The sequence below is a fragment of the Pandoraea sp. NPDC090278 genome, assembly GCF_044772185.1.
Taxonomy (GTDB): Bacteria; Pseudomonadota; Gammaproteobacteria; order Burkholderiales; family Burkholderiaceae; genus Pandoraea.
This window is the reverse complement of the sequence record NZ_JBIVYJ010000005.1, coordinates 564,094-584,322: the sequence shown is the minus strand read 5'-3', so window position 1 is coordinate 584,322 and position 20,229 is coordinate 564,094. Positions and strand designations below refer to the sequence as shown.

At 64.4% G+C, this 20,229-nt stretch carries 18 protein-coding genes; 17 read left to right on the top strand and 1 reads right to left on the bottom strand.

Features of this window, described 5'->3' with window-relative positions; translation table 11 throughout:
• Window positions 1-168 precede the first annotated feature (168 nt).
• The 13 genes from ACIQWO_RS20435 (at window position 169) to ACIQWO_RS20375 (ending at window position 15,900) form a co-directional block, all read left to right on the top strand.
• Window positions 169-2,625, top strand: coding sequence for an MCP four helix bundle domain-containing protein (locus ACIQWO_RS20435; RefSeq protein ID WP_402828147.1), 2,457 nt, complete (start codon window positions 169-171; stop codon window positions 2,623-2,625).
• Window positions 2,626-2,728: 103 nt separating this feature from the next.
• Window positions 2,729-3,457: a methyl-accepting chemotaxis protein gene (locus tag ACIQWO_RS20430; RefSeq protein ID WP_402828144.1), complete on the top strand. Its 729-nt coding sequence runs from the start codon at window positions 2,729-2,731 to the stop codon at window positions 3,455-3,457.
• A gap of 23 nt (window positions 3,458-3,480) precedes the next feature.
• Window positions 3,481-4,050 carry a hypothetical protein gene (locus ACIQWO_RS20425; protein WP_402828141.1) on the top strand — a complete coding sequence of 190 codons (570 nt, stop codon included), beginning with the start codon at window positions 3,481-3,483 and terminating at the stop codon, window positions 4,048-4,050.
• A 77-nt stretch (window positions 4,051-4,127) separates the two neighbouring features.
• Window positions 4,128-4,769, top strand: coding sequence for a chemotaxis protein CheX (locus tag ACIQWO_RS20420; protein ID WP_233328733.1), 642 nt, complete (start codon window positions 4,128-4,130; stop codon window positions 4,767-4,769).
• Window positions 4,770-4,817: 48 nt separating this feature from the next.
• Window positions 4,818-5,183, top strand: a complete 366-nt coding sequence (locus tag ACIQWO_RS20415; protein WP_039400475.1) for a response regulator — start codon at window positions 4,818-4,820, stop codon at window positions 5,181-5,183.
• A gap of 179 nt (window positions 5,184-5,362) precedes the next feature.
• Window positions 5,363-5,938, top strand: coding sequence for a MarR family winged helix-turn-helix transcriptional regulator (locus tag ACIQWO_RS20410; RefSeq protein WP_402828136.1), 576 nt, complete (start codon window positions 5,363-5,365; stop codon window positions 5,936-5,938).
• A gap of 345 nt (window positions 5,939-6,283) precedes the next feature.
• On the top strand, window positions 6,284-7,549 hold the full coding sequence (gene mhpT, locus ACIQWO_RS20405; protein ID WP_402828133.1) for a 3-(3-hydroxy-phenyl)propionate transporter MhpT: 1,266 nt from the start codon (window positions 6,284-6,286) through the stop codon (window positions 7,547-7,549).
• Between the two features lie 162 nt (window positions 7,550-7,711).
• A complete protein-coding gene (locus ACIQWO_RS20400; RefSeq protein ID WP_402828130.1) occupies window positions 7,712-8,854 on the top strand; it encodes a porin in 1,143 nt (380 codons plus the stop codon).
• Window positions 8,855-9,013: 159 nt separating this feature from the next.
• On the top strand, window positions 9,014-9,844 hold the full coding sequence (locus tag ACIQWO_RS20395) for a p-hydroxycinnamoyl CoA hydratase/lyase (protein ID WP_150665270.1): 831 nt from the start codon (window positions 9,014-9,016) through the stop codon (window positions 9,842-9,844).
• Window positions 9,845-9,862: 18 nt separating this feature from the next.
• The gene (locus tag ACIQWO_RS20390; RefSeq protein WP_402828125.1) at window positions 9,863-11,314 is read left to right on the top strand and encodes an aldehyde dehydrogenase; all 1,452 of its coding nucleotides are present in this window, start codon (window positions 9,863-9,865) and stop codon (window positions 11,312-11,314) included.
• Window positions 11,315-11,410: 96 nt separating this feature from the next.
• The gene (locus ACIQWO_RS20385) at window positions 11,411-13,249 is read left to right on the top strand and encodes a feruloyl-CoA synthase (protein WP_402828271.1); all 1,839 of its coding nucleotides are present in this window, start codon (window positions 11,411-11,413) and stop codon (window positions 13,247-13,249) included.
• A gap of 9 nt (window positions 13,250-13,258) precedes the next feature.
• Complete coding sequence (locus ACIQWO_RS20380) at window positions 13,259-14,995, top strand: acyl-CoA dehydrogenase family protein (protein WP_402828122.1); 1,737 nt, start codon at window positions 13,259-13,261, stop codon at window positions 14,993-14,995.
• Window positions 14,992-15,900: an amidohydrolase family protein gene (locus ACIQWO_RS20375; protein ID WP_402828119.1), complete on the top strand. Its 909-nt coding sequence runs from the start codon at window positions 14,992-14,994 to the stop codon at window positions 15,898-15,900. The genes ACIQWO_RS20380 and ACIQWO_RS20375 overlap by 4 nt, the downstream gene beginning before the upstream one ends.
• Window positions 15,901-15,912: 12 nt before the next feature.
• Here the strand turns inward: ACIQWO_RS20375 and pcaQ are convergent, their stop codons facing one another.
• Window positions 15,913-16,860 (bottom strand): pca operon transcription factor PcaQ, encoded by a 948-nt coding sequence (gene pcaQ / locus ACIQWO_RS20370; RefSeq protein ID WP_402828116.1) that lies wholly within the window; start codon window positions 16,858-16,860, stop codon window positions 15,913-15,915.
• A 131-nt stretch (window positions 16,861-16,991) separates the two neighbouring features.
• Here pcaQ and pcaH point away from each other — a divergent pair, with 131 nt between their 5' ends.
• From pcaH to pcaC, 4 genes are all read left to right on the top strand, one after another.
• A complete protein-coding gene (gene pcaH / locus ACIQWO_RS20365; RefSeq protein ID WP_150577561.1) occupies window positions 16,992-17,702 on the top strand; it encodes a protocatechuate 3,4-dioxygenase subunit beta in 711 nt (236 codons plus the stop codon).
• Window positions 17,703-17,705: 3 nt separating this feature from the next.
• Complete coding sequence (pcaG, locus tag ACIQWO_RS20360; protein WP_402828113.1) at window positions 17,706-18,305, top strand: protocatechuate 3,4-dioxygenase subunit alpha; 600 nt, start codon at window positions 17,706-17,708, stop codon at window positions 18,303-18,305.
• 105 nt (window positions 18,306-18,410) lie between these two features.
• Window positions 18,411-19,787: a 3-carboxy-cis,cis-muconate cycloisomerase gene (locus ACIQWO_RS20355; RefSeq protein WP_402828110.1), complete on the top strand. Its 1,377-nt coding sequence runs from the start codon at window positions 18,411-18,413 to the stop codon at window positions 19,785-19,787.
• Window positions 19,784-20,218, top strand: coding sequence for a 4-carboxymuconolactone decarboxylase (pcaC, locus tag ACIQWO_RS20350; RefSeq protein ID WP_402828107.1), 435 nt, complete (start codon window positions 19,784-19,786; stop codon window positions 20,216-20,218). The genes ACIQWO_RS20355 and pcaC overlap by 4 nt, the downstream gene beginning before the upstream one ends.
• Window positions 20,219-20,229: the final 11 nt, after the last annotated feature.

The following is a 20,229-nucleotide window of genomic DNA, read 5'->3' as shown; positions in this document are numbered from 1 at the left end:
CACTACGGCATCGAGGTAACGTGAAGGTTCTGTTGATTCATCGAATCGTCACAGTTCACCCGCAATAATCACGGCGCACGAGGAATCTACAAACTAATTCGGCGGCCGATCTACTGCGTCAACTCACGCGTGGCACCGGGCGCCGGTGCGACCCGGGGAAATGACGCAATGACCATCCGTCATCGAATAACGCTATTGGTGATCCTGACGTTTGTCGCGCTCTCGATCATTGGTGGCTACGCGGTCTATCAGACACGCGCCAGCGCTCACAAAGTACGGCAGGTAACGGAAGGCGTGGTGCCCAGCGCACTCGCTTCCGCCGATCTCGTCTCGCAAGTCAAGGCGGTGCAGATCGCCACGATGACGCTGGTCTACGCGCCCGACGAAACCGTCGTGGAACAGGCGCTCGAGAATCTCAAGAAGCTGCGCGGCGAGATCGATCAGTCGCTCGCCCGTCAGGCTGAAGGCGCTGCAAGCGACGCCCAGAAGGGGCTGGTAACGCAGGCACGCGAGAGCGTCGACAATTACTTCAACGCCATCAACGACACCGCCAAGCTCAAGCAGGCGGGCAAGACCGAGATGGCGCAGGCGTTCCTCTTCGCGATGGTCGCGCAGTACCGCGACGAACTCGAAGGCGTGGTCAACACGCTGCGCGTCGAGAAGAACCGCCAGAAAGACTCGGCCATCGCCACGCTCAACGACACGCTCTCGACCACCACGACGGCCATTGGCATCGTGACGGGGCTGGCCATTGTGTTGCTCACGGCCATCGGCGCGTTGCTGTATCGCCAGATCACGCGTCCGCTCTCGCGCATGCAAGCCATGATGAGCGAGATCGCGAACAGCCAGGACTTCACCCGTCGCGTGCCGGTCGGCCGCATGGATGAAATCGGGCACTCCATCGTCGCCTTCAACGGGATGATCGAGAAGATTCAGGAGCGCTCCGCGCAACTCAAGCAGAAGACCGCCGACATTCAGGCGATGTTGCAGAACATGCAGCAGGGCATTCTGACGGTCGTCGACGGCTCGAAGGTGCACGGCGAGTATTCCGCCTACCTCGAAGCGATCTTCGAGACGCAGGACATCGCCGGTCGTGGCGTCATGGATCTCGTCTTCGCCGACAGCGATCTGGGGTCCGACGCCGTCTCGCAAGTCGAAGCGGCCATCGACGCCTGCATCGGTCAGGACGCCATCAACTTCGCGTTCAACGAGCACCTGCTGGTCGGCGAGATCGGCAAGCGCATGCCGGACGGCCGCATCAAGCAGCTCGATCTGACGTGGTCGGCGATCACCGATGAGACCGACACGATCCTGCGCCTGATGCTGTGCGTGCGCGACGTGACCGAACTGCGCGAACTCGCGGCCGAAGCGAACGAGCAGAAGCAGCGTCTGGAAATGATCGGCGAGATTCTGGCGGTGAGTCAGGAGAAGTTCCATCACTTCATCGAAAGCTCGACGGGCTTCATTCGCGAGAACGAACGCATCATCCGCAAGCACTCGCAAGCCGACAGCGCGGCCATTGCCGAGCTGTTCCGCAACATGCACACGATCAAGGGCAATGCGCGCACGTACAACCTGCAATACCTGACGAACGTCGTGCACGAGACCGAGCAGCGCTATCACGATCTGCGTGCGCCGGACGAAGCGCGTCTGTGGGATCAGGACGGCCTGATGCGCGAACTCGAGCGCGTGCGCGACGCCGTCGACACGTATGCCCACATCAACGAGATGAGCCTCGGTCGCAAGGGTCCGGGTCGCACCGCCGACGAGCAGTCGATGGTCGTGGACCGCGCCCACATCCGCGCCAGCCTGCGCATGCTCGAAGCCGCCGATCCGAACGATCCGCATCAACTGGTCGCCATGCGCGACGCTGTGCACCAGACGCTGCGTCTGCTGGGCACCGAAGGCGTGGGCGAAGCGCTGGGTGGCGTGCTCGATTCGCTGCCGTCGCTCGCAGGCGAACTCGGCAAATCGGCCCCGGCCGTGCGTATCGACGATAATGGCTACCGTCTGCGCGCCCCGGCCGTGCGCATTCTGCGCGACGTCTTCATGCACCTGCTGCGCAACTCGATGGATCACGGTCTGGAAGGCGCAGACGAGCGTCGTGCGAAGGGCAAGCCTGCGGCAGGCACCATCGATATCGAGGTGGGTCTCGACCACAACATGCTGCAAGTCACGCTCACCGACGACGGTCGTGGCCTTGCCCTGCATCGCATTCGCAGCATCGCTGTGCAGCGCGGCTGGATCACCGCCGAGACGTACGTGACCGATGAGCAGATCGCGCAGTTCATCTTCCGTCCGGGCTTCTCGACGGCGTCGAGCGTGACCGAGGTGTCGGGGCGTGGTGTTGGCATGGACGCTGTGCAGGACTTCGTGCGCCGCGAACACGGACGCATCGAACTGCGCTTCACGGACGAACGTAAGGGCGCGGAATTCCGTCAGTTCCAGACGGTGGTGTGCCTTCCCGACAACCTCGTGGTCGATGGCTTCGATCTGAACAGCGTGGCGGCCGATGCCGTCGACCTGCCCGCGCTGGAAGACGGTGCCTCGCGCGCCGGGTCGAACGGTCTGACGGCGGCACAGGACACGTCGCGCGACGACTTGTCGCAAACCGGCAAGGTCTGAGGCACTGAAACAGCGTCGGGCTCCCGGCGTTAGGACGATCGGCGAGGCGGCGCAGACCTGACGGGTTTGCGGCCGCCGCGCCGCTATCGGAGATGGATCGAGTATGGAAGCAGTTCAATGGCTATTCGCCGGTGCGGCGGCGGGCCTCATCGGTGCAGGTGTTGCGGGTTACGTCGTGCATCGCTGGCGCATGGCGCAGGCCACGGCGCATTGGCGTGCGCTGACCAAAACGCACGACGAAGCGCTGGAGCAGGCGCTTGAGCGCGAGCGCGTCGCTGTCGCAGACAAGGACGCACTCGAGCAGTCGCATGACGATGCCATCGCCGCATTGCAGGCGCGCCTGACGCAGGCCGAGCAGGACCTGCAGACCGCGCAGAAGTCGGAAGCGTCGGTGCTGGAAGACAAGGCGATGTGGCAGGGCGAAGCGCAACGTATCGCGGGCGAAGCTGCTCGCCTGCGCGGTCTGGCCGCCACGTTCGAGCGCTGGCATGAGCAGATGATTTCGCTGATGACGCAGAACCAGGACATGCACGCGAAGAACCACGAACTCGCGTCGATCGTGCGCCATGTGCTGATCGTGTCGCTCAACGCGTCCATCGAAGCGGCGCGCGCGGGCACGGCCGGTCGTGGCTTCGGCATCGTCGCGAGCGAAGTGCGCGCGTTGGCGACGCGCTCGGAAGAACTCTCGAAGAGCTACCGCGACAGCCTGCATCGCAACGACGTCACGACCACGGCGACGTTCCAGGACATTCAGGCCGGCGGCAAGATGATTGCGGCGTCGCTCTCCAGCGTCGAATCGCTGGCGCAGCAGTTGCATTCCCGTCTCCACTAAGCACTCAGCAGGCAGGTTTCGTTGTGATCAGCGCTCACGCACGCGACAGTTTCGAACGCATCCTTCACAAGGCGGCGCGCACGCGGCTTGCCCGCTCGGCCGACGCACCGTGCGAGATTGCACCGCTCGCCGTGCAGCAGGCCGACGCGTCGGATACGACCACGAACATCGAGCTGAAGGTCCGCCACACCAACGTGGTCGTGCTCACGATCTCGGGCATCGACTTTCGCATGCTGCTCGTGCTGCATTTCGACGAAGACGACGCCACCCGCGCGTACTTCGTGGGCGACGATCAGGAGAAGTCGTTTCGCGAAGCTTTCCTCGAAATCAGCAATCTGTGCTGCGGGGCGATCAACCAGGAATTGCTGGGTTATTTCCCCGATCTGGGCATGTCCACGCCCTACGTGCTCAGCGCGCGCTGCGTGCCTCACCTCATGCAGCTCAAGCCGAACCATCTGGCGTCGTGGGACATCACGCTCGACGGTTCGGTCAGTCTTGCGGCCACGTTGTGCGTGTGTGCGCATGCACCGCTGGACTTCAACGCCGATGTCAGCGTGACGCAGGACAGCGGCGGCGAACTGGAAATGTTTTGACGCGACTCGCGCACCGGATATCGCTTCAGGTCGCACCCCATCGCCTCTCACGAATTACGCTTTAGGAAACCACCACAATGAACCGAAGCACCCCCCGCGAGTCGGTCAGCCAGTTCTTGATCCTCGAAGACAGCGTCGAGCATGAGTACCCGGACGCGCTGGTCCGCGGCATGATCGACATCACCGACGGCGTGTTCCGTGGCCTGTTCGGCGACGTCGAAGTGACCTGCGATTCGCCCAGCGTAGTGCGCGACCGCATCATTTTCGGCGAAGTGTTCAGCCTGATTCCGCTCGAAAGCGCCTGGTGCCGTGGCTACATGATGATGCAGGCCGAGCAGGTGCCGTTCATGCAACTGCTGGAGCACACCGGTCGCTGCGAAGGGCAGGCCGGTTTTCGCGAACTCAACGGCATGCTGGGCGAACTGACGAACCTCGTCTGGGGCGCGTTCAAGAACCGCTACATGGGCGATCCGCTCGCCGTGGACCGCACGCAGGTGCAAGTGCCGCTGCTCATCAACCACAAGCAGAAGTACATCACCTTCGGCACCGATAACCCGCAGCTGTGTTTCGTCTACCGCCTGACCGATCCGGTCAACGGTCAGATCGTCACGCTGCATCAGCACTTTGTATTCAGCCTGAACTGGTCGCCCGAAGCGTTTCGCGAGGCGGCACAGAGCGCGGCTGAGCCCGTCGAGACCGGGGCGCTGGAAATGTTCTGAGATCCCGGCTCGCCAATTCACTCTCTCTTACACACAAAGGACAACACCATGTCGAAGATTCTCGTGGTCGACGATTCGAGCACCGTGCGCGACGAAGTCGCCGGTTTCCTGCGCAAGAACGGCCTGGACGTGGACACTGCCGTCGACGGCAAGGACGGCCTCGCCAAGATCAAGGCCAGCCCGGGCGTGCGTCTCGTCATCAGCGACGTGAACATGCCGAATATGGATGGCCTGACGATGGTCGAGAAGATTCGCGGCGAACTCGCGAACGCATCCGTCAATGTCGTGATGCTCACGACCGAAAGCAGCCCGGCCATGAAGGAACGCGGCAAGGCCGCTGGCGTGAAGGGCTGGATCGTCAAGCCGTTCAAGGGCGACGCCGTGCTGGAAACGTTCCGCAAGCTCGCCAGCTGATACCGACTTGCTGGCCGCGCCGGAGGTCTGAGGGGGCTTTCGGCGAACCGGTCAGGCGACGAGCGCCGCTCATCGTCGGGATGAATCGCGGGTAGACCGTCGCCACCGCCCCGGTGGCGGCGTTACACTGCTGACTTTCCCGCATTACGCGAAAATCCCCGCATTCTCGCTGACTCATCATGAGCGTCGTACCCTCGAAGAAGAAGACTGCCGCTGCAGCTTCCGCCAGCGACTCACGTTCGCACGACACGCCGGACAGCATCGCGCTTGCGGCCGATGGCGAGGCAGAATCCGCGGCCTCCGCCGATGCAACAGGCAACGACACCCGCCCGCGCCGCTCCAAGCTGCGCCTGACCTACGTCATCGCCAGTCTCGACCGTTTGCTGCGCAGACACATGTCGGAAGCGCTCGCGCCGCTGGGCCTCACGCTCGCGCAATTCACCGCGCTTTCTGTGCTTGATGCGCGCGGCAAGCTCTCCAACGCGCAACTCGCGCAACGCTCGTTCATCACGCCGCAGTCTGCCAATGAAGTGGTGAGCATCATGGCATCGCGTCAGTGGATCACCCGCGAACCGGATCCGAATCATGGCCGGATCGTACTGCTGCAACTGACCGACGAAGGTCGGCGCGTGCTCGCGCAATGCGAAGCCGTCGCCAAGGAAATCGACACGCGCATGCGTGTCGGTGTGGCGCGCGAAGACGCCGCTGCCGTGCAACGTCATCTCGAATTGTTCGTGCGCAATCTGCGCGACTGACTCCGGGTTTGTCCCGACCGGTCAATGGCTTGTATTGTCAGGTTGCTTGATATTAAATGGAGTCCGTCACCCCGGTAGGCATCGTCGTATGCCGACCGGCGGCTAACCGGATCGCGCCCCGTCGACGGCAGTCTATCGACGCAAAATAAGCGCGCGACCGAATCCCAGTGACCCGGTAAGACGAAAGCGATGCAACGCTCTCGCGGCGTTGTCACGTCCGTCGTACGTGCGCCTTTAATATCAGGTTACCTGATTAAATGGTTGCGTAATACGCGTTCGTTGCCGATGTCGGTGGACCGTGCGGGGTGGCAACCGACATCCATCAAGAAGATGACAGGAGACACCATGAAATCGAATCGGGAGGGCGGCGCGCAGGCGTTGCCGTTGGGAGATGACGGGACTGGCGGGGTCGGTAGTGCGGCGAATTCCGTCGCACTCACGCTCGCGCTGTGCTTCGCGGTGGCGTTGCTCGAAGGGCTCGACTTGCAGTCGGTCGGGGTCGCGGCGCGTGGCATGTCGAAGGAGTTCGGCCTGAGCGTCGCGCAGATGGGCATTGCGTTCTCAGCGGGTACGTTCGGTTTGTTGCCGGGCGCGATAGTGGGCGGACGCCTTGCCGACAGCATCGGCCGCAAGCGTGTACTGATGCTGAGTGCAGCGCTGTTCGGCGTGTTGTCGATCGCCACCGCGTTCGTGTCGGATTTCTGGATGCTGGTGATCGTGCGCATGCTCACAGGCGTCGGACTCGGCGGCGCGATGCCGAACCTCATCGCACTGTCGTCGGAGGCGGTGGCGCCGCGTCTGCGCGGCACGGCCGTGAGCATCATGTATTGCGGCATTCCGCTGGGAGGCGGCGTCGCGGCGACGATCGGCATGCTGGCGGTAAGCGACGCCGACTGGCGGCACATCTTCTACGTCGGCGGCCTGGGCCCGATCCTACTGCTGCCGTTGCTCGCCTGGTTCCTGCCGGAGTCGCGTGCATTCGCTGCGGCGACGTCGCAAGGACAACGCGCCACGCCTGCACCGATGATGTCGGTGTTGTTTTCCGAAGGGCGCGGCCTCTCGACGGTGCAGCTCTGGCTGTCCTACTTCTGCACGCTGATCGTGCTGTATTTCCTGCTCAACTGGCTGCCGTCGCTGATGGGGTCGCGTGGCCTTGCACGTGGCGAAATCGGCTGGGTGCAGATTCTCTTCAACGTGGGTAGCGCCGTCGGCGTGCTGGGACTGGGCTATCTGATGGACCGCGCGCGCATGTCGTTCGTGATCGGCGGTATGTATCTCGGCATGATCGCGTCGCTCGTCGGTCTGGCCGCCGCACACGGTTTCGGTGTGCTCGCTGCAGCAGCATTCTTCGCGGGCATGTTCATCATCGGCGGCCAGTCGGTGCTCTATGCGCTCGCCGCCGCCTATTACCCGACGGCCATGCGTGGCACCGGCGTGGGCGCAGCGGTCGCCATCGGTCGCATCGGCTCCGTGGTGGGCCCGCTCGCCGCTGGCATGTTGCTCGCGGTGGGCAGCAGCGCGGCCGTGGTGATCGGCGCAAGCATTCCCGTGACCATCGTCGCCGCGCTCGCGGCACTCACGCTGATCCGTCGTCCCCGCGCGGCCGATTGAGTTCGCTTCACGAGTTGGCCCGAAAGGTTGACTCGACTCGGCCTCGCTTGTGCGCGACGGACGGCATTCAAAAGCCGCCGTCGCGTTTTTTCTGGCGCTTCGCCGGACGCCTCGCCCGATTCACGTAGCACACATAACGACATCAATAATTTGGAGACTTTCATGGCTTTTCGCATTTCACGTCACACGCTTGCGCCATTGGCAGCGGTCGCCGCATTGGCGGTACCGTCCATCGCTAGCGCGCAGTCGAACGTCACGCTTTACGGCATCGTCGACACCGGCATTGAGTACGTCTCGCATGCGAGCCCGAACGGCTCGGTCGTGCGCATGCCGGGCGTGACCGGCGAACTGCCGTCGCGCTGGGGGCTGCGTGGCAGCGAAGACTTGGGCGGTGGACTCGCGGCCATCTTCCAACTGGAAAGCGGCTTCAACATTCGTGGCGGCGATCTCGGTCAAGGCGGCCGATTGTTCGGCCGTCAGGCGTTCGTCGGTGTGAAAGGACCGTATGGCACGCTGTCGTTCGGCCGCCAATACACCATGACGTATTACGCGCTGCTGGGCTCCGACATTCTCGGGCCGGACATCTACGGCATGGGGTCGTTCGACGCCTACATCCCGAACGCTCGCACCGACAACTCGGTGACGTATCAGGTCGGCTGGCAGGGTCTGACGTTCGGCGCAGGCTATTCCTTCGGTCGCGACTCGGCGGGCACCGGCAATTCGCCGGGGCAAGGCACCTGCGCCGGACAAGTGCCGGGTCAGTCGGTTCAGTGTCGCGACTGGTCGGTCATGCTCAAGTACGACGCGAGCAACTTCGGCGTGGCGGCGTCGTACGAAGAGCAGCGCGGGGGCACCAATGCGGCCGCCAACTTCTTCGACGGCCAAGCCACATCCGTCTTCACCAGCAGCGGCGACAAAGACACACGCACCACGCTCGGCGCGTACTACAAGTACGGTGCCTTCAAGGTCGGCGGCGGCTGGCTGGGACGTCGCGTGTCGACGTCTGCGGTCAACACCCATTCGAACCTGTTCTATCTCGGCGCGGCGTACAGCGTCACGCCCGCATGGCTGATGGACGCACAGGTCTATCGCATCATCAACAGCGACCACGACACGCGCGGCACGATGACCACGCTGCGTGCGACGTACTCGCTCTCCGTGCGCACGGCCGTCTATGCACAGGCCGCCTACCTCTTCAACAGCGCGCGCGCTGCCTATTCGGTCAGTGGCGGTGGTGGTGGCACCACGCCGCCCGCAGGCGAGGGGCAGGCGGGCGTGATGCTCGGCATGCGTCACACGTTCTGATGCTCTGATCTCAAGCGCGGACCGATCTTCAGGGTTTCCCCTGAAGTCGTCGCGCTTGCAATGTAAGGTAACCTGATATTAAATTGTGTCTGTCGGCAACGCCGCGCGCCACTCCCGGCGCGCGGTCCGGTTGCCCCGGACATTTGGGAATTACGCAAAATGAATGCATACGAAGGACGCTGGAAGACGGTCGACGTGAAGGTGGAGGGCGGCATTGGCTGGGTGACCTTCAATCGTCCGGACAAGCGCAACGCCATGAGCCCGACGCTGAACACCGAGATGAATCAGGTGCTCGACGCGCTCGAACTCGATAGCGATGCGCGTGTCGTCGTGCTCACCGGTGCAGGTGCCGCGTGGACGGCGGGGATGGACCTGAAGGAATACTTCCGCGAGATCGACGGCGGACCGGAAATCGTGCAGGAGCGCATTCGTCGCGATGCGTCCGATTGGCAATGGCGTCGTCTGCGCATGTACGCCAAGCCGACCATCGCGATGGTCAACGGCTGGTGCTTCGGCGGTGGCTTCTCGCCGCTGGTGGCCTGCGATCTGGCGATTGCCGCCGACGACGCCGTGTTCGGTCTGTCGGAAATCAACTGGGGCATTCCGCCGGGCAATCTGGTGAGCAAAGCCATGGCCGACACCGTGGGCCATCGTCGCGCGCTGCACTACATCATGACGGGCGACACGTTCACGGGCCGCGAAGCCGCCGACATGGGCCTCGTCAATCAGAGCGTGCCGCTCGCCGAATTGCGCGCCGCCACGCTGGCGCTCGCCGCCAAGTTGCTCGAAAAGAACCCGGTGGTGCTGCGTGCGGCGAAGCACGGCTTCAAGCGTTCGCGCGAACTCACGTGGGAGCAGTGCGAAGACTATCTGTACGCCAAGCTCGATCAGGCGCAACTGCGCGATCCGGAGCATGGTCGCGAACAGGGCCTGAAGCAGTTCCTCGACGACAAGTCGATCAAGCCGGGCCTGCAAGCCTACAAGCGTTGAACACCGAGGAAGACTGCGATGCATGAAGTGCAGATGCTGATTGGCGGCCAGTGGCGCGGCGCGCAAGGCGGTGCGACGTTCGAGCGAATCGATCCAGTGACGGGCGACGTGGCGACGCGCGCTCCGGCGGCCACGCTGGCCGATGCCGACGCGGCCGTCGATGCCGCGCAGGCCGCGTTTCCCGCATGGGCGGCGCTCTCTCCGACGGCGCGCCGTCAGCGTCTGCTGGCGGCGGCCGAGCGCATGGACGCCCGCGCGGCTGAGTTCATCGCGATTGGCGCCGCCGAGATCGGTGCGATGGCGAACTGGTACGGCTTCAACGTCATGCTCGCTGCCAACATGTTGCGCGAAGCGGCAGCGATGACGACGCAGATCGACGGCAGCGTCATTCCGAGCGACGTGCCCGGCAGTCTCGCGATGGCGGTGCGCTCGCCGGTCGGTGTGGTGCTTGGCATCGCGCCGTGGAATGCGCCGGTGATTCTGGCCACGCGCGCACTTGCCATGCCGCTCGCGTGTGGCAATACCGTGGTGCTCAAGGCGTCGGAGCAATGTCCCGGCGTGCATGCGCTGATCGGTGCTTGCCTGCATGAAGCAGGACTGGGCGATGGCGTCGTCAACATCGTGACGAACGCCCCGCAGGACGCCGGTGACATCGTGGCGCGTCTGATTGCGCATCCGGCGGTGCGTCGCGTGAACTTCACCGGGTCGACGCACGTCGGCCGCATCATCGCGCGTCTGGCGGCCGAGCATCTCAAGCCTGCGTTGCTGGAGCTGGGCGGCAAGGCCCCCGTGCTGGTGCTGGACGACGCCGATCTCGATGCCGCCGTCGATGGCGTCGCCTTCGGTGCGTTCTTCAACCAAGGGCAGATCTGCATGTCGACGGAGCGCGTGATTGTCGATGCACGCATTGCCGATGCGTTCGTGGAGAAGCTGACGGCGAAGGCCGCCAAGCTGCATGCCGGTTCGCCGACGTCGCCCGACAGCGTGCTCGGTGCGATGGTGAGCGCACAGGCGGCGTCGCGTGTCGCGGCGTTGGTCGAGGATGCGCGCGAACACGGTGCGCGACTGCCGCTCGGGTGTCGTGTCGACGGCGCCATCATGCAGGCGACGATTGTCGATGGCGTGACGCCCGCGATGCGCCTGTATCGCGAGGAGTCGTTCGGCCCGGTCGTGACGATCCAGCGCGTGAGCGGCGACGACGAAGCGGTGCGTGTCGCGAACGATAGCGAGTTCGGCCTGTCGGCGGCGATCTTCAGTCGCGACGTCTCGCGCGCGCTGCAACTGGCCAAACGTATCGAGTCGGGCATCTGCCACATCAACGGCCCCACGGTGCACGACGAAGCTCAGATGCCGTTCGGCGGCGTGAAGGCGAGCGGCTACGGACGCTTCGGCAGTAAAGCGTCCATCGGTGAGTTCACAGAGCTGCGCTGGATCACCGTGCAGACGACACCGCGTCACTATCCCATCTGAACCCCGCGCACGAACGCTGCCCAGAGAAAAAAAGCGCGTCGTACCGGGCGAATGCATGACCCAGCAGGAGACAGTGTGTTGAATCAAGGCAACAACATGGCCGGGCATCGCTACCGGCACGTCGCCATCGGCAATCCCGGTGTCGCAGTGAAGCGCGACGGCGAGTTCTGGTATCTGCGCTCGCGTGAGGCGCTTGGCGATTTTCCCGAACGTCTGACGGACCGACTCGTGTCGGGTGCTGCGAAGCATCCGACACGATGGCTCGTTGCTCGCCGCGACGCGCAAGGCGAGTGGGTCGGCATCACCTATGCACAGATGCTGTTACGCGTGCGCGCCATAGCGCAGGCGTTGCGTGACCGGGGGCTGTCGGCGCAGCGTCCCATCGCCATTCTCTCGGGTAACGATCTCGAACACTTCCAACTGGCGCTGGGTGCGATGTATGCGGGTGTGCCGTTCGCCCCGATCTCGCCCGCGTACTCCATCGTATCGACGGACTACGGCAAGCTGCGTCACACGTTGGGTCTGCTCAAGCCGGGCCTCGTGTACGCGAGCGATGCGACGGCTTACGGGCCCGCAATGGACGCTGTGCTGGGCGACGAGGTGATTCGCGTCACGGCGGACGGCGATCTTGGCACCATGCCGTTCGACACGCTGGCGGACGTGGTGCCGCGCGACATCGATGCCGTGCATGCGAAGGTAAACGGCGAGACCGTCGCCAAGATTCTCTTCACGTCCGGATCGACGCGTCAGCCGAAGGCCGTGCCGACGACGCAACGCATGCTGTGCAGCAACCAGCAGATGTTGCTGCAAACGTTCCCGACGTTTGGCGAAGCACCGCCCGTGCTCGTGGACTGGTTGCCGTGGAATCACACGTATGGCGGCAGTCACAACGTGGGCATCGCGCTCTATAACGGCGGCACGCTATACATCGATGACGGCAAGCCCGTCGCAGGCAAATTCGAGGAGACGCTGCGCAACCTGCGAGAGATCTCCCCGACCGTCTACTTCAATGTGCCCAAGGGCTGGGAAGACCTGGCGATTGCGCTGGAGCGCGACGCGGCGCTGCGCGAGCGCTTCTTCGCTCGTGTGAATCTCTATTTCTTCGGCGGTGCGGGATTGTCGCAAGCGGCGTGGGACCGGCTGGAGCGCGTGACCGAAACGCATTGCGGCGAACGGATTCGCATCATGTCCGGTCTCGGGATGACGGAGACGTCGCCGAGTTGCATGTTCACCACGGGACCGGTCATGCGCGCGGGCTACATAGGTCTGCCCGCGCCGGGGTGCGAGGTGAAGCTCGCGCCGGTGGGCGGCAAGCTCGAAGTACGCTTTCGCGGCCCGAACGTCATGGTGGGGTACTGGCGTCACGAAGCGTCGGACCCGGTGTTCGACGAAGAGGGCTACTACTGCACGGGGGATGCCGCGACCTTCGTCGATGTGCAAAACCCTGAGGCGGGCCTTCAGTTCGACGGCCGCATCACCGAGGATTTCAAGCTCAGCTCGGGCACTTTCGTCAGCGTAGGACCGTTGCGGGCGCGCGTGATCTCCGAAGGTGCGCCGTACGTGCAGGACGCCGTGATCACTGGCATCAATCGCGACGACATCGGTCTGATGATCTTCCCGCGCGTGGACGATTGCCGCCGGTTGAGCGGTCTGTCGAAGGACGCGTCGCTGGCCGACGTGCTGGCGTCGGTGCCGGTGCGCGAGACGTTCGCGTCGCTCCTGACGCGCCTTAATGCCAACGCGAGCGGAAGCGCCACGAGCGTTGCCCGTCTGCTGCTGCTCGACACGCCGCCATCGCTCGACCGGGGCGAGGTGACGGACAAGGGCTCGATCAATCAGCGCGCGGTGCAGGACCATCGGTCCGCGACGGTCGACGCGCTCCACGCCGCCACCGCAGGTGACCCGCGCGCGATCCTTGCGCCCGCACGTCGATAGGGCGCCGTCATGCATCCACCGGAATTGCGCAGCGCGGCCGAGGACATCGCGTTCGTGCTGGAGACGCTTGGGGTGGGCGAGGCGTTGACGCGTCTCGCTCCGTTCAAGGAATTCGATACGGCGACGCTCGTGCAGGTTGTCGAAGAGGCGGCCCGCTTCTCGCGCGAGGTACTCGCCCCATTGAATGCGGTCGGCGACCGTGAGGGCTGCATTTGGCGCGATGGTGAAGTCGGCACGCCGGCAGGGTTCGCCGACGCTTACCGTCAGTATCGCGACGCAGGATGGCCGTCATTGCCGTGCGATCCGTCGCTGGGCGGGCAAGGACTGCCGCTCGTCGCACAGATTGTCGTGCAAGAACTGACGGCGGGCGCGAATCTCGCCTGGACGATGTATCCCGGCATTCTGCACGGTGCGTACGAGTGCGTGCATCGCTTCGGTAGCGCAGCGTTGCGCGACGCATGGCTCGCGCCGCTGGTCAGCGGTGAGTGGTTGGCGACGATGTGTCTGACGGAGCCGGGGGCGGGCAGCGATCTGGGGCAGATTCGTACGCGCGCGGTCTGGACTGACGAACAACAGGAGACTGTGCGCCTCACGGGGGAGAAGATATTCATCTCCGGCGGCGAGCAGGATCTGACGCTGAACATCGTGCATCTCGTGCTGGCGCGTACGCCTGACGCGCCCGCAGGCAGCGCCGGTTTATCGCTCTTTCTGGTGCCGAAGATTCTCGCGAACGGCGACCGCAACGACGTGCGCTGCACCGGCATCGAACACAAGATGGGCATTCGCGGCAGTGCGACCTGTTCGATGGCATTCGAAGGGGCGACGGGGTATCTCGTCGGCGAAGTGCATCGGGGGCTGGAAGCGATGTTCGCGATGATGAATTCGGCACGCCTGCACGTCGGTGCGTCGGCGGTGGGGCTGGCGCAAGGCGCTTACGAGATGTCGGTGCGTCATGCGCACGCGCGCGTCCAATCGCGCGTGCCGGGCGCAGACGCCGGGACGCCGATTGCCGGACATCCGGCCGTCTGGCGTCTGCTAGAAGGGCAGCGTGTCGGCGTGGAGGGTGCGCGCTTGCTGTTGTATCGCGCAGCACTTGCCATCGACGAGGCCCATCACGCGGCCACCGCAGCCATGCGCGCTGATGCCGATGCACTGGCGGCGCTGCTCACGCCCATCGTGAAAGCCACCGCGACGGCGCAGGCATTTCATGGGGCAAGCGACGCGCTGCAAGTCTTCGGCGGCTACGGCTATGTCGAGGAGACGGGCATCTCGCAGTTCGTACGCGATGCGCGCATTCCGATGATCTACGAGGGCACCAACGAGATTCAGGCCATCGACTTGCTGATGCGCAAGATCGTCAAAGACGACGGTGTGACGCTGTCGCAGTGGCTGGCGTGGGCGCAGACGCAGGTGAGGGCGGCGAGTGCACTGGATCGATTGAACGGATTCGACGACACGGTTCGTGCCTACGATGCGTGGACCGACCTGATGCCTTCGCTCATCGCCTTGGCGCGCGCGACGCCACGTGCCGCGCTGTGCGTCACAGAAGAGGTGATGCAGGCAGTTCACGGCTTATCGATGGCCGGGCTATGGGCGCAGGCGTCGATGGCGGAGGCCACGGCGGGCATCCCATCCGACGCCAAACGCCGCGCCGCACGCTACTGGCTGAAGTTCGAACTGCCGCAGACGCGCCGCGCGATTGCAATCGTGGCATCGCAGATTCAGGATCCGGAGACCGCCGAATGAACCTCGACAATCTCGTGGCCATCGACACGCACGTGCATGCGGAAGTGTCTTGCTGTCAGCCGCCGGACCTCTTCGGCAAAGCGTTCGACGAAGCGGCCGACAAGTACTTCGGCACGGTGCTCAAGCAGAATCGCCGCCCCACGATTCCCGAGACCATCGCGCATTACCGCGAGCGCAATATCGGCTTCGTGATGTTCACCGTCGACTGCGAGGCGAACATCGGCCGACGTCGTATTCCGAACGAGGAGATCGCGGGCTTCGCGCAGGAGAACGCCGACATCATGATCGCGTTCGCGAGCATCGACCCGCACAAGGGCAAGATGGGCGTGCGTGAGGCGCGTCGGCTGGTGGAGGAATTCGGTGTGCGCGGGTTCAAGTTCCATCCGACGATGCAGGGCTTCTTCGCCAACGACCGCATGGCGTACCCGATGTACGAACTCATCGCCGAGCACAAGCTCACGGCGGTGTTCCACAGCGGGCATTCGGGGATCGGCTCGGGCATGCCGGGGGGAGGCGGGTTACGGCTGAAGTACTCGGAGCCGATCCACCTCGACGACGTGGCGACCGACTTCCCGGACATGAACATCGTGATCGCGCATCCGTCGTGGCCGTGGCAATCGCAGGCGCTGTCCATCGCGCTGCACAAGCCGAACGTCTACATCGATCTGTCGGGATGGTCGCCCAAGTACTTCTCGCCGGAACTGATTCAGTACGCGAATTCGTTGCTGCGCGAGAAGATGCTGTTCGGCTCGGACTTCCCGCTCATCGCGCCGGATCGCTGGCTGAAGGACTTCGAGACGGCGGGCTTTCGCGACGAGGTCAAACCGTTGCTGCTCAAGGACAACGCCGTGCGCATGCTCGGGCTGACGGCCGTGTCGGATGCGACGACCGCCGCCGAGGCGTGAGGCGAGATGTCTTCAGCGCAACCCCGGCATCCCGTAACGCACGCGTGCGGCCTCGCGCATGGCGCTGATGAGCGTCTGCTCGGGCGGCGTGGGCACGGTGTCGTTGCGCCACAGAATGCCGATGGACTCCTCGGTGCCTTTCGTCGCGAAGGGCAGGGCGCACAGTGCGCCATCGGCGAGGTCGTCCTGCACGGTGATCTCCGAGGCGATCCAGACGACGTCGTCGCGCAAGGTCATCGCGCGGGCCAGCGACATCGAGAGCAGTTCGGAATAGTCGTCGAGCGTGCCGACGCCATGCGCACGCAGAAAGCTGTCGGCCGTGTGACGCAGGATCGTGCCGTGCGGCGGCAGGATCACGTGATGGTGGGCGATGTCCGCCATCGACACGCTGCGCTGCTGCACCAGTGGATGCTCGGGTCGCACGACGACGCACAGCGGCGTGGCGCACAGATGTTCGAACGTCAGCCCCGCCATGCCTTCGGGGTCGGACATCCGCCCCAGCGCCAACGCGACCTGACCGGACTTCAGTTGCGTGAGCAGTTGCTGGTTGGCACCGGTATGAACCTGTACAACGATGCCGGGCCATTCGCGCCGGAACGCTTCGAGCACGCCGGGCATCATCGCGGCCGCGAGCGTGGGCAGCACGGCGATCTCGATCACGCCGCCGGTCTGGCCGACGGCACGCGACAGCACGTCGATGCCCTGACGCAACGCGCTGACGCTCGCCCCCGCATGGCGCAGGAACAGTTCGGCCTGTGCCGTGGGCCGGGCCCCGTTACGGCCCCGGTCGAACAGACGCACGCCCAGCAGCGCTTCCAGCTCGGCAATCGTCTTGCTGACGGCGGGCTGCGTAATGGACAGGGCTTCCGCCGCGCGCTGCAAGCTGCCGTGCTGGGCGACGGCCAGCAGGCATTGCAGATGACGCAGCTTGATGCGTCCGTCGAGTAGATGTCTTTCCATGCCGAAAAGTTATGAAAAGCCTAAGAAAATGTCAATAAATATATCCGTTGATTATGGATATAGTGTCGAAAACAAGCTGGTGACCGGCCGACGCGCCTGCCAGATCAGTCAACACAAAATGGAGTGAGACCATGTCGAAGACGACAACCGTCCTGCGCCCCCGCGACTGGGATTCGCATCCCAAGCTCATAGACAGCGGGTACAAGTCCACGGCGCTGCGCGGCCCCAAACAATTGCTCGTGCCGGTGAAGCAGAATCTGGCCGACCTGCGCTCGCCGGTCTATGGCAACGGCATCATCGGTGCGCTCGACAACGACCTCACACGTAACGCCGTGCGAAACGGCGAGCCGCTGGGCGAGCGCATGATCGTCACGGGCCGCGTGCTCGACGAAGGCGGACGTCCGGTGCCGAACACGCTCGTGGAGCTGTGGCAGGCCAACGCGTGCGGGCGCTACGTCCACAAGGTCGACCAGCACGACGCGCCGCTCGACCCGAATTTCCTCGGCGCCGGTCGTGCCATGACCGACGCCGAAGGCCGTTACAAATTCCTGACGATCAAGCCGGGCGCGTATCCGTGGAAGAACCACCACAACGCGTGGCGTCCTCAGCATCTGCACTTCTCGGTGTTCGGCCATTACTTTGCGACCCGTCTGGTCACGCAGATGTATTTCCCGGGCGATCCGCTGCTCGCCTACGACCCGATCTTCGAAGCGACGCCGGCCCACGCCCGCGACCGCCTGATCGCGCGCTTCTCGATGGACATCACCGAGCCGGAGTACGCACTGGGTTACGAATTTGACATCGTCCTGCGCGGTGCCGACCAAACGCCGATGGAGTCCTGAGCCATGTCCACTACTCCCGAATTCAAGCAAACGCCGTCGCAGACCGTCGGCCCTTACTTCGCTTATGGCCTGTCGCCGGAGCAGTACCTGTACGACTTCAAGAGCGCCTTTACGCCGGTGGTCGCCACCGACCGCGCCGAAGGTGAGCACATCCGTCTGATCGGGCAAGTGTTCGACGGTGCGGGCAATCCGGTCAACGACGCGCTCATCGAAATCGTGCAGGCGGACGCCCACGGCCGCTACGTCGAGACCGCCGAAGACATCGAGCGCACCGGCTTCGCGGGCGCGGCCCGTTGCGGTACGGGTACAGACGCCGAGAACCGCTTCGTCATCGAGACGGTCAAGCCTGGCGCGGCTGCGCAGGGAGAGGCACCGCGCATCGACGTGATTCTGACGATGCGGGGCTTGCTCAATCACCTGTTTACGCGTATCTATTTCGACGATGAGGCAGCGGCCAATGCGGCCGACCCCGTGCTGCAACAAGTGCCAGCCGAGCGCCGTCACACGCTGATTGCACGCCGTGAGGTGAACGGCGGGCGTGTGTCGTACCGGTTCGACATTCGCATGCAGGGCGACGAGGAGACGGTGTTCCTCGAACTCTGACGTCTGTCATGTCACGCTGAATCTGGCGCGGCTTCGGGCTGCTGGCATGCGAATGCCGGCAGCCCGTGGCCGTATCTGCATTGTTGCAACGCATCGAATTCTCTGATGACGGAACTGCTTGACTCTCTACTGCGCGGCGCTGCCGTGTCGGCGCGATTCTCCCGCGACGCCACATTGCAGGGCATGCTCGACTTCGAAGTGGCGCTCGCTGCCGCCGAAGCCGAAGTCGGCCTGATCCCGGCCGCCGCCGTCGCCCCGATCACTGCGGCCGCCCGTGCGGGCGATCTCGATTGGATGGCCTTGCGCGACGCCGCCGCCTGCGCGGGCAACCTCGCCATTCCGCTGGTCAAGCAACTGACGGCGCGCGTGAAGACGCATGACGCCGATGCCGCCCGCTTCGTTCACTGGGGCGCGACCAGTCAGGACGCCATCGATACCGGTCTCATCCTGCAAGTGTGCGGTGCGCTCGACGACCTCGGTGCGGATCTCGACGCGCTGATCGCTACCCTCGCCGAGCACGTCCGGCAACATCGTGCGACGGTCATGATCGGCCGCACGTGGCTTCAGCACGCGTTGCCGATCACCTTCGGACTGAAGCTTGCCGGTACGCTCGACGCTTTGGTGCGCGCGCGCGCCGACCTCGCCAGCGTGCGCGAACAGGTGCTCTGCGTGCAGTTCGGTGGCGCGGCGGGCACGCTGGCGTCGCTTGGCACGCAAGGTCCGGCCGTCGCGGCGGCGCTTGCACGTCATCTCGGCCTGTCCGAAGGCGCGACGCCGTGGCACGGCCAGCGCGATCGCATCGTGCGGGTGGGTAGCTGGGCGGCAACGCTGACCGGCTCGCTTGGCAAGTTCGCACGCGACACGGCGCTGCTGACCCAAACGGAAGTCGGCGAGATCGCCGAAGCCTCCGGCGCGGGACGTGGCGGTTCGTCCACCATGCCGCACAAGCGCAATCCGGTCGGTTGCGCGGCCATCCTCGCGGCTGCCGCGCGCACGCCGCAACTTGTCGCGACGTTGTTCTCGGCCATGCAGCAGGACCACGAGCGCGGACTAGGCACCTGGCACGCCGAGTGGGAAACGCTGCCCGAGCTGCTCATGTTATGCGGCGGTGCGCTGGCGACGGCGCGCACGCTCGTGAATGACTGGACCGTCGATACGGACCGCATGCGCGCCAATCTCGACGTCACACATGGGCTCATCATGGCCGAAGCCGTGACGATGGCTCTGGGCGAATCGATGGGACGTCTCGAAGCGCATCGTCGCGTGGAAGCACGCTGCCGCGACGCGCTCGCGCAACAGCGGCATCTGCTCGACGTCCTGCGTGAAGACACCGAGATCACCCGCGTGCTGTCTGCCGAAGCCCTAGAACGTCTGACGGACCCGCAACATTACCTTGGCGCTGCCGATACGTTCGTGAGTCAGGTACTTGCGCTCGCAGATGCGGCGGTGCCGTCGACTCAACAAGTCAGGACATCCAAATGAACGATCAGGAACGCTACGACAACGGCATGCAAGTGCGACGCGGTGTGCTCGGCGACGCGCACGTTGACCGCACGCTCACGCGCCGCAACGACTTCAACGACGACTTTCAGGACTTCATCACGCGCTTCGCCTGGGGTGATATCTGGACGCGTCCGGGCCTGACGCGCCACATGCGCAGCATGATCACGCTGTCGCTGCTCATCGCGCTCAATCGCGGCGACGAATTCCGCATGCATGTGCGCGCGGCGTTCAACAACGGCGTGACGCGCGAGGAGATGAAGGAACTGTTCATGCACGCCGCGCTGTACGCCGGACTGCCCGCCGCCAATCAGGCGATTCACGATGCCGAGAAGGTCTTCGCGGAGATGGAAACCGCTGACCCGGGATCGACCACGCGCGTGCCCGACGTGGGTGACGACAAGACCGCCTGAGGAGACGAAGC